Below are 10,754 nucleotides of genomic sequence, written 5' to 3' on the forward strand. Positions count from 1 at the left end.
TCCCACCACCAGGCCGGATCCGACGCCACCGGTGCGTCGGCCCCGTCCTTCCCCGCTCCCGGTGCCGCCGGCTTCCTCATGAACCGGTCCGGCCACATGGAGTTCCGGGCCCAGCGGGTCGCCCTTCCCGGCGACCCCACCCTGGTCGTGCGCGACGCCGCGGACGACCCTTCCTTCTCGCCTGACTAGCCGCTTCCCGCAGGGATCGCGGCCGGTCGGTGCGCCATCGCGCACGAGCACCCCACCGTTTCCGAGGTGGGTGTGCGTCTCACCCCAGGCACTTCACGCCGGGTGACCGTCCGTGGTCCATGAGTGGCAGATTCGACTCTCATCGACCAAAGGACATGACACCCGATGACCCGATCAACCCACACCCGCGTCGCGGCGCTCATCGCCGCCGGCCTCCTCGCCACCACCGCCTATGGCACCGCCTACGCCGACACCACCACCAGCGGTAACGGTTCCATCGGTGGCGGAAACCAGATCGAGGCGGACGTCGACGCGCCCGTCAACGTCTGCGGTAACTCCGTCGCGGTCCTCGGCGTGGCCGGCGCCGAGTGCGCCGACGGTGAGGCCGAGGTGACCGAGCCGGAGCGGCCGGACGACGGTTACGAGGGCTACGACCCGGAGGAGCCCGAGGAGGAGGAGCCCCCGCGGGAGGAGGAGATCTCCGAGGAAGAGGACCCGCAGGAGGAGATCCCCGAGGAGGAGTCCCCCGAGGAGGAGTCCCCTGAGGAGGAGCGTCAGGAGCAGGTCGAAGAGGACCCCGCCGACGAGCGCCCCGTCCCGACCGAGGACCCCTCTGCTCCCCCCGCGGACGAGTCCCGCCTCGCGGTCACCGGTGCCGACCAGAGCGCGCTGACCGGCCTGGTCGCCGCCGCGGTCCTCGCCATCGCCGCGGGTGTCGGCTTCATCTTCTACGGCCGGCGCCACAAGGCCCGGGTCTGATCGGACTCCCGGGCCCTCGGGCCCGGGGGCTGACGCGAGTCCCGTAGCACCGGCCAAGGCCTTGTGCTCGGGGTTCACGTCAGCCGCCGCTCAACCAGAGCGGAGCTGATCGACAGGGTGGGGGCGTCCGTGCGCAGCCAGCGAGGACGCGACGTGACCGTACCCGACAGACCGGCGAAGACGCACCGTCCAGGTGCGGAGCCGACCGGATGATCCCCGGCCTTGGCCGAAGGCCCACATCCCACCCAGGGGTGTGGAACGGCCTGTGGCCCCATGCAGAACACCTTCTCTACTACTCGTTCTCTCGAAAGGACTTCCCGCATGCGTAAGTGGGCCAGCACCTCCGCGAAGACCGTGCTCCTGGCCGCGGGCTTCGTCGCCCTGGGCAGCGGCGTGGCGCTCGCCGACAGCGACGCGGCCACCAGCGGCAACGGTTCGCTGCTGGGCGGCAACCAGGCGGTCGTCAACGGCGACGTCCCCGTCAACGTGACCGGCAACGCCATCGGCGCGGTCGCCGGTGTCGCGGGTGCCTCCAGCACCGGTTCCGACGCCAAGGTGATCGACCACCAGCACAACGAGGTGCACACCTCGGGCAACGGCTCCGTGCTGGGCGGCAACCAGCTCGTGGTCGACGGCGACGTCCCGGTGAACGTCACCGGTAACGCGATCAGCGCGGTCGGCGGCGTCGCGGGCGCCTCCAGCACCGGCAGTGACTCCAAGGTCCTGCACGAGGCCGGCCACGGCCACGGCCACGGCGGCGAGGACATCGCGACCTCCGGCAACGGCTCCCTGATCGGCGGCAACCAGCTGGTCGGCGACCTCGACGTGCCGGTGAACGTGTCCGGCAACGCGATCGGTGCCGTGGGCGGCGTCGCGGGTGCGGCGGCCACCGACGCCGACGCGATCGTGCGCGACCACCAGAGCGCGCCGGTCGAGCACCAGGCCGGGCGGTTCACCGCCACCGACCTGGTCAACGAGGCCGCCGAGAACGTCCACATCCTGCCGGACACCTCCGGCGTGGACGCCGGTGTGCTGCGTCAGTCGGCCCCGGTCCGTGAACACCAGTCGATCGCGACCTCCGGCAACGGTTCCGCGCTGGGCGGCAACCAGCTCGTCGCGGACCTGGACGTTCCCGTGAACGTCGCGGGCAACGCGGTGGGCGCCGTCGGCGGCGTGGCCGGTGCGGCCGCCACCGACAGCGACGCCAAGGTCAAGGACGTCGAGCAGGACATCGCGACCTCCGGCAACGGTTCGCTGGCCGGCGGCAACCAGCTCGTCGCCGACGCGGACGTTCCCGTGAACGTCGCGGGCAACGCGGTGGGCGCCGTGGCCGGTGTCGCCGGTGCGAGCGCCACCGACTCCGACTCCGTGGTGGAGCACCAGAGCGCCGAGACCGAGGCCCAGGCCTCCGCGCTGGACAGCGCGCCGGTGGTCGACCAGCTGCCCGAGATCCCCGTCTCCGAGATGCTGCCGGTCGACTACAGCGTGAGCGAGACCGCGGACCAGGGCGTGGCGGAGCAGGCTCCGGCCGAGCTGCCCGAGGCCACCGAGGTGCCCGAGGTCGACCCGGTGGGCGACCTGCTGGGCGCCGCGGGTGTCGGCCTGTAGGACCTGAGCGGGTCCTTTCACGGGCCCGTGCGGGGGTGTGATCCGGGCACGGACATCCGTCCGTCCGAGGGAGTGCGTCCCACCGTTCCGTTTGGAACGCGGTGGACTGCGGTGGACACGCTCATCCCGAGGCGGACGTTGGACGACGGCCGGGGGACACCGTTCCCGCGAGCGGCGTACACGCGCCGCGCACGACGAGTCGGAGGAAGTCGCCTCCGCGCCCCCGTTCCGTTTGGAACGCGGTGGACTGCGGGGGAGTGGAGGTGACGACCACCGGTTCGAGAGCACGAGTCGAGTCCTCCCGGGAATATCCGGGAGGACTCGTCGCATTTTGAAGGCAGAACACCCCGGAACCCGCAAGTGTGATGCAAGTCACTGTTCTGGGGTGTTCGAGGTGCTCGTCAGAGCCACTGAGAGGCCGGGGGAGAGGGTTGCCACGGTCGCAAATACACGTTACGGGCCGGTACCGGTCCGTTGAGCGCTTATTCTGCGGGTGCCGGTGGGTGTGGGGCCGAGCAACCGACGACGAGGCGAACTCGGGTGCGGTCGACCCGGTCCGCTCACCGACGGGGGAGTGCCTGTAGTTCGGTTACTGTCGGTTCCCACGGGAGCCGAAGGACCACGGCCGAGAGAAAACGTAAGGCTAGACGTAGGGGAAACAGCGTGCCAGCCACGAAGGGCAGCGCCGGCAAGAACGGCTCGAAGGACAACGGAAGCCAGGGGACGGGGACCACTCTCGTCATTGTCGAGTCACCGGCCAAGGCCAAGACCATCGCCGGTTACCTGGGGCGCGGCTACGTCGTGGAGTCCAGCATCGGGCACATCCGTGACATGCCGGCCAAGGCCGCGGAGATCCCCGCCAAGTACAAGGGGGAGTCCTGGGCGCGGCTCGGTGTCGACGTCGACGGCGACTTCGAACCGCTCTACGTCGTCAACACCGACAAGAAGGCCCACGTCAAGAAGCTCAAGGAGCTGCTGGCCGGGGCCGACGAACTTCTACTCGCCACTGATGAGGACCGCGAGGGCGAGGCCATCGCCTGGCACCTGCGCGAGGAGCTCAAGCCCAAGATCCCCGTCCGACGGATGGTCTTCAACGAGATCACCAAGGACGCCATCCAACACGCGGCGAACAACACGCGAGACCTCAACACCCGTCTGGTCAGTGCCCAGGAGACGCGTCGCATCCTGGACCGTCTCTACGGCTACGAGGTCTCGCCCGTGCTGTGGAAGAAGGTCATGCCCAGGCTCTCGGCGGGCCGGGTGCAGTCCGTCGCGACCCGACTGGTGGTCGAGCGCGAACGTGAGCGGATGGCCTTCACCTCCGCCGAGTACTGGGACATCAAGGCGGTCTTCGACGCCGCCGGAGCGGTCGCCGACGCCCCCGCCTCCTTCCCGGCCACGCTGCTGTCGGTCGACGGCAAGCGCGTGGCCACCGGCCGAGACTTCACCCCTCAGGGTTCGATCCGTTCCGACCGGGACGTGCGTCACCTCGACGAGGCCGCCGCCCGCGGTCTGGCCGAACGCCTCGCCGGAGCCGGCTTCGCGGTCTCCTCGGTGGAGCGCAAGCCCTACCGCCGCTCTCCGTACGCGCCGTTCCGCACCACCACCCTCCAGCAGGAGGCCTCCCGCAAACTCAACCTGTCCGCGAAGCAGACCATGCAGGTCGCCCAGCGGCTGTACGAGAACGGGCACATCACCTACATGCGTACCGACAGCACCACGCTGTCGGACAGTGCGGTCAAGGCCGCCCGCAACCAGGTGCGACGCCTCTACGGCGGCGACTACCTGCCGGAGAAGCCGCGTGTTTACGCCAAGAAGGTCAAGAACGCCCAGGAGGCCCACGAGGCCATCCGTCCGGCGGGCGACACCTTCCGCATCCCCTCCGAGACCGGCCTGTCGGGCCCCGAGTTCCGCCTCTACGAGCTCATCTGGAAGCGCACCGTCGCCTCCCAGATGAAGGACGCCGTCGGTGAGTCCGTCACCGTCCGCATCGAGGGCACCTCCACCGACGGTGAGGTCGCCGAGTTCAGCGCGAGCGGCAAGGTCATCACCTTCCACGGGTTCCTCAAGGCCTACGTCGAGGGTTCCGACGACCCGGCCGCCGACCTGGACGACCGTGAGCGCCGCCTGCCCGCCCTGAGCGAGGAGGACCCGGTCAAGGCGCAGAGCCTGGAGGCCGAGGGGCACAGCACCCGGCCGCCGGCGCGCTACACCGAGGCCACCCTGGTCAAGGAGCTGGAGGAGCGGGAGATCGGTCGCCCCTCCACCTACGCGGCCATCATCGGCACCATCCAGGACCGCGGCTACGTGTTCAAGAAGGGCACGGCGCTGGTGCCGTCCTTCCTGGCCTTCGCCGTGGTGCAGCTGTTGGAACGTCACTTCGGGAACCTGGTGGACTACGAGTTCACCGCGCGCCTGGAGGACGTCCTCGACGACATCGCCCGCGGCGAGACCGAGAGCCTGCCGTGGCTGCGGCGCTTCTACTTCGGTGGACAGAGCCCCGACGGGAGGCAGGAGACGGGTCTCAAGGAGCTGGTGGTCGGTGACCACCTGTCCGAGATCGACCCCAAGGAGGTCAGCTCCCTGCCGCTGCCCGGTACCGACATCATGCTCAGGGTCGGTCGATTCGGCCCCTACCTGGACCGTGACGGCAGCAGGGTGAACGTGCCCGAGGACCTGGCCCCGGACGAACTCACCCCGGCCAAGGCCGAGGAGTTGTTCGCCCAGCCCAGCGGTGACCGTGAGCTGGGGGTCGACCCCGAGACCGGGCGCACCATCCTCGCCAGGTCCGGTCGTTACGGCCCCTACGTCACCGAGGTCATCCCGGAGCCGGAGGAGACCGAGGGCGAGACCAAGCCCAAGAGCAAGGCCAAGGCGAAGGTCAAGCCGCGTACCGGTTCGCTGCTCAAGAGCATGGACCTGGAGACGGTCACCCTGGAGGACGCGCTCCGTCTGCTGTCCCTGCCCCGCGTGGTGGGGGAGCTCGACGGCGAGGACGTCACCGCGCAGAACGGTCGTTTCGGCCCGTACCTGAAGAAGGGCACCGACAGCCGCTCCCTCGAAACCGAGGAGCAGATGTTCACGATCACCCTCGAAGAGGCCAGGGCGATCTTCGCGCAGCCCAAGCAGCGTGGTCGTCGTGCCGCCGCCCCGCCGCTGCGTGAGCTCGGTGAGGACCCGGAGAGCGGCGCCAAGATGGTGATCAAGGACGGTCGTTTCGGTCCCTACGTCACCGACGGGGAGGTCAACGCCTCCCTGCGCAAGGACGACGAGGTCGCGTCGATCACCGACGAGCGCGCCGCCGAGCTCCTGGCCGAGCGTCGGGCCAAGGCCCCGGCCAAGAAGAAGGCGCCCGCCAAGAAGAAGGCCCCGGCCAAGAAGACGACCGCGAAGAAGTCGACCACGACCACCACCAAGAAGGCGACGACGCGCAAGCCCGCCGCCAAGAAGACCGGCGAGCCGAAGACCACCGCCAAGGAATAACGTCCTGCGCGTCTTGGCGACCGCCCACCGGGATGTCTCTCGTGAGAGACGTTCGGGTGGGCGGTTTCCGGTGTTTCGTAACGGATACGGGACCTCGTCCCCTGTCGGGGAATGATCTTCCGTACTACGCTGTGTCGGGCTGGTGAGGGCGCGGAATCGTGCGTGAGCCCCGGAGGCATCCCCGAATCCCGGACAGGCGATGGACGCCTGTCAGTACCGATCCCCCTCATCGATAACCTTGAGCGCTATGAGCAGATCTGCACCCCTGGGAGCGCCGGCCGAGGCGCAGAACGTCCTCGCGATCACACCCTTCCGAAGGTTGTGGGTCTCACTTTCCCTTTCCAGCCTGGGCGACTGGCTGAGCCTTCTGGCACTGGTCTCCCTCGCGGCCATCTTCACCGCCGAGGGCTCCACGCTCGTTCAGTACCTCGTCATCGCCGGGGTCGTCGCCATCAAACTGGCCCCCGCGGTCCTGCTCAGCCCCTTGGCGGGGCTCGTGGCCGACCGTCTCGACCGTCGGTGGACGATGGTCGGCGGCGACGTCCTGCGCGGCCTTCTGTACGTGTCCATCCCGGTCATGGGGCTGCTGGTCCCCGGGTTCGCGTTGCAGTGGCTGCTGATCGCGGGGCTGCTGGCGGAGATCGTGGCCCTGTTCTGGACCCCCGCGCGGGACGCCACCATCGCCGTTCTCGTCCCCAAGCGCATGCTGGGTCAGGCCGGCCGCCTGACCCTGTTGGCCACCTACGGCGCCGCCCCCGTCGCGGCCCTGCTCTTCGCGGCGCTGGCCTCGGTGAGCAACCTGCTGGGCGCGCTGGTGCCGTCCATGGCCGACCCCGCGGCGGACGTCGCCCTGTACATCAACGCGCTCACCTTCTTCGTCGCCGCGATCGTCGTGGCCGGACTGCCGCTGCCCAAGCACACCGTGTCCAAGACGTCGCTGAGCCCCAACCGGGACGCCGCGCTGATGCGTTCGCTCGGCAACGGGCGTGAGGCCGTGGGCTCCGGTCCGCTCACCCGGGGCGTGCTCTTCGGGCTCGCCGTCACCGCCGCCGCGGGTGGTCTGGTCATCGGCCTGGGCCGGCCGCACGTGGAGAACCTCGGAGCGGGCAACGCAGGCTTCGGTGTCCTGGTGGCCGCGCTCTTCCTGGGCCTGGGCCTGGGCGTGGTCTCCGCGCCGCGTGTGCTCAAGCAGTTCAGCCGCCGCCGTTTCCTCGGGCTGTCCGTGGGGCTGGCCGCGTTGTCGCTGCTCATCGCCGGCGCCGTCACCGACATGGTCCTGTCGGCGGTCCTGGCGTTCGTGCTCGGTCTGGGAGCCGGTCTGGCCTGGGCCACCGGTACCTGGTTGATCAGTGTCGAGGTCGATGAGGACCGGCGCGGGAGCGCGTTCGCACTCCTGCACGCCACCGGTCGGGTCGCGCTGCTCACCGCCGCCGTCCTGGCCCCGGTCGCCGCCGGATTCGCAGGGGACCACGAGTTCCCGCTCGGCGGACCCCTCACCTACTCCCTGTACGGCAGTGGGCTGGTCCTGCTCGTGGGCGGTCTCATCGCCCTCGCACTCGGCTTCGTCACCTACCACCAGGCCAACACCGAGGACCCCGAGGCGGGCCCGGGACTGCTTCCGGAGCTGTTCGCCGCCCTGCGCGGGGTCAGCCCCCGCACCGAGGAGACGGAGGAGGCCACCGTCGCCGGGGCCTTCATCGTCCTGGAGGGCGGAGAGGGCGCCGGCAAGTCCACCCAGGTCCGTGACCTGACCGTGTGGCTGCGCGACCAGGGCTTCGAGGTGGTGGGTACCCGTCAGCCGGGCGCCACCAAGCTGGGCATGCGACTGCGCGGTCTCCTGCTGGACCGTGAGAACTCGCACATCACCGACCGCGCCGAGGTGCTCCTGTACGCGGCGGACAAGGCCGACCACGTGCAGCAGGAGATCCTGCCGGCGCTGCGCCGCGGCGCCGTGGTGATCAGCGACCGTTACGTCGACTCGTTGTTGGCCTACCAGGGAGCCGGACGCGACCTGGCGGTCTCCGAGATCCAGGAGATCAGCGACTGGGCCACCCAAGGGCTGGTGCCGGACCTGACGGTGCTGCTGGACGTACGTCCCCAGGAGGGGCTCGCGCGACTGGGCGGCCCCGCCGACCGGATCGAGTCGGAGTCGGCCGAGTTCCACGAACGCGTTCGGAAGGGCTTCCGCGCCTTGGCCGAAGCGGACCCGGACCGCTACCTGGTCCTGGACGCGAGCGAGACCCGGGAGCGGATCGCCCGTGAGATCCAGCGTCGGGTGCGCCCGCTGCTGCCCGACCCCATCGACGCCGAGTCAGAGGCCGTCACCGGCATGATCCCGGTGATCCGACCGGAGTAGCGCCCGGGCCAGGGCCGCACACGAAAGGGTCTCCCACCGAACGCGGTGGGAGACCCTTTCGCTTCCTCGGCGGTATGGCCGTGTCCCGGTCGAGGACCCACCCGACGGCCGGGACACGGTGTCCTTGGTCAGGGGTCAGTCGACGGAGACCTCTTCGGGCGTCAACAGGGCCTGGAAGGTGATCGGACCGACCTCGCCGTCGGCGTCGATCCCCGCGCCGGTCTGGAAGTCGACCACCGCTTCACGCGTGGCCCCGCCGAACCGGCCGTCCAGGTCCAGGTCGTAGCCGTGGCCGGAGATCAGCGAGTACTGCACGGCCTTCACCAGGTTGCCGCTGTCGCCCTGGCGGACGATGCCCAGGTCCTCGGTCAGGGCCTCCCACGTCGGCTCGTCGACGGTTCCGTTCGCGTCGAGGCCCTCGTCCCCCTGATAGTCCGTCACGGCCTCGGTCAGCCGCTCGTCGAACACCTCGGTGGCCTCGGTGACGTCGAGGTAGCCGTACTCCACCATCAGGAACTTGACGACCGCGACCTCCCAGGTCTCCTGGCCCTCCTCCAGCTCGGGCCACGCGGCGGCCTCGATCGCGGTGACAACCTCGGGCGGCGTGTTCGGGCCGTCCGCCAGCGCGGCCGGTGCCCCCGCGAGGCCGAACCCGGCGACCATGGCGCCCGACGCGAACAGCATCGTGATCCCTCGTGCCTTCGACACATGTTCTCCTTCTGCGGTTCGGGCGGCGCCCCCGTCGCGGCCGCCCTCTACACGGAGAGATTCGTCGCCCCCGACGGAAGTTCGCCTCCAAACCCCTTCTGACCTGGTCCGGCCCCGATGACAACCGAAGAGGAAGGGTCGCGTCGGGTCCTGCGGGAGGGCGCGGACCCCCGCCGGTTCCGAGGGAGAGGGCCTGTGGAAAACGGTCCGGGCGTCGGTGCCGGCTCCTATCCTGGAGACCGAACCAGTGAGTCGTTGATGGGGGAAGCGCGTGACGGTCTTCGACGACCTCGTCGGCCAGCAGGTGGCCGCCGCCCGATTGGGGCGCGCGGTCCAGGGCGCCGCGGATCTCCTCGCAGGGGGTCGCGGTACCGGCATGACCCACGCGTGGCTGTTCACCGGCCCACCCGGCTCGGGCCGCGAGGAGGCCGCGCGTGCCTTCGCCGCCGCCCTGCAATGCCGGGAGGGTGGCTGCGGCCACTGCGACTCCTGCCACCAGGTCCTGGCCGGTACCCACCCGGACGTGCTCTACGTCCGCCCCAGCGGACTCAGCTTCGGTGTGTCGGCCACCCGCGACCTGGTGCTGCGAGCCGGCTCCAAGCCCTCGGGCGGCAACTTCCGGATCGTGCTCTTCGAGGACGCCGACCGTGCCACCGAGGCCGCTTCCAACGCCCTGCTCAAGGCGGTGGAGGAACCCTCGCCACGAACGGTGTGGCTGCTGTGCACCCCCACCCCGGACGACCTGCTCATCACGATCCGCTCCCGCTGCCGCCTGGTCACTCTGGCCACCCCCGGCACCCGGCAGATCGTCGACTCCCTCGTGCAGCGTGACGGGGTGGACGCTGTGACCGCCGAGGCCGCGGCCCGGGCCGCGGCCGGCCGCGTGGACCGGGCCCGGCAACTGGCCACGGAGCCCGAGGCGCGCCGCCGCCGAGAGGAGGTCCTGTCCATCCCGGTCGGGTTGACCGGCCTGGGCTCATGCGTCACCGCCGCCGCCCGGCTGTACGAGATCGCCGAGGAGGAGTCCAAGGCGCTCACCACGGCGCTGAACGACAAGGAAAAGGGCGAACTCAAGGCGGCCTTCGGCGAGGGTTCCACCGGCAAGGGCGTTGCCAAGGCCCTTCGCGGTGCCGCCGGGGCGCTCAAGGACCTGGAGGAGCGCCAGAAGCGGCGGGCGACCCGGATCAAGCGAGACTCCTACGACCGTGCCCTACTGGACCTGGCCGCCTTCTACCGGGACGTCCTCGCGCTCCAACTGGGCGCGACCGTGGAACTGTCCACCGCGGAACGCTCCGGCGACCTGGAACGGATCGCCCGTTCCGGCCCACCCGAGTCCACCCTGCGCCGGATCGACGCGATCATGGCGTGCCGGGAACGGATCGCCGCGAACGTGCACCCACAGATCGCGATGGAGGCCATGACCTCCGCCCTGCTGACGGGCTGAGGGCCGGCCGAACGAGAACCGGTCGGTGCCCGTGCCCGTGGAGGGGCCGGACCGAGCGCGTGGCCGGGTCCGCGACAATCGGGACGCGACGTGTTGGACGAGTGGAGGCGGATTCGGGTGGGGCTGAGGGCACGGGTAGGGGCGACGCTGCTCGGAGTGGTGGTGCTGGTCGCCGGATGTACCTCCGGCGACGGTGGGGCCGGCGGC

Annotated in this window: 6 protein-coding genes and 1 pseudogene; 6 read left to right on the top strand and 1 reads right to left on the bottom strand. The window is 70.3% G+C overall.

Annotated features, from left to right (window positions below):
- The 5 genes and pseudogenes from K8V84_RS19410 to tmk all read left to right on the top strand — a co-directional run.
- Positions 1-189 (top strand): annotated as a pseudogene (locus K8V84_RS19410) (hypothetical protein); the annotation flags it as partial.
- A 165-nt stretch (positions 190-354) separates the two neighbouring features.
- Entirely contained in the window at positions 355-948 is a 594-nt protein-coding gene (locus K8V84_RS19415) for a chaplin family protein (RefSeq protein ID WP_304076999.1), read from the top strand.
- A gap of 321 nt (positions 949-1,269) precedes the next feature.
- Positions 1,270-2,556: a hypothetical protein gene (locus K8V84_RS19420; RefSeq protein WP_304077002.1), complete on the top strand. Its 1,287-nt coding sequence runs from the start codon at positions 1,270-1,272 to the stop codon at positions 2,554-2,556.
- A 663-nt stretch (positions 2,557-3,219) separates the two neighbouring features.
- Positions 3,220-6,039 carry a type I DNA topoisomerase gene (topA, locus tag K8V84_RS19425; protein WP_304077005.1) on the top strand — a complete coding sequence of 940 codons (2,820 nt, stop codon included), beginning with the start codon at positions 3,220-3,222 and terminating at the stop codon, positions 6,037-6,039.
- 247 nt (positions 6,040-6,286) lie between these two features.
- Positions 6,287-8,395, top strand: coding sequence for a dTMP kinase (gene tmk / locus K8V84_RS19430; RefSeq protein ID WP_304077008.1), 2,109 nt, complete (start codon positions 6,287-6,289; stop codon positions 8,393-8,395).
- Positions 8,396-8,530: 135 nt separating this feature from the next.
- On the opposite strand, the gene K8V84_RS19435 is transcribed toward tmk, so the two are convergent.
- Positions 8,531-9,103, bottom strand: coding sequence for a peptidoglycan-binding protein (locus K8V84_RS19435; RefSeq protein ID WP_304077011.1), 573 nt, complete (start codon positions 9,101-9,103; stop codon positions 8,531-8,533).
- A gap of 271 nt (positions 9,104-9,374) precedes the next feature.
- On the opposite strand from K8V84_RS19435, the gene K8V84_RS19440 reads away from it, so the two are divergent.
- On the top strand, positions 9,375-10,547 hold the full coding sequence (locus tag K8V84_RS19440) for a DNA polymerase III subunit delta' (RefSeq protein WP_304077014.1): 1,173 nt from the start codon (positions 9,375-9,377) through the stop codon (positions 10,545-10,547).
- The last annotated feature ends 207 nt before the right edge of the window (positions 10,548-10,754 follow it).

It is taken from the genome of Nocardiopsis listeri (assembly GCF_020741345.1).
Lineage (GTDB): Bacteria > Actinomycetota > Actinomycetes > Streptosporangiales > Streptosporangiaceae > Nocardiopsis > Nocardiopsis listeri_A.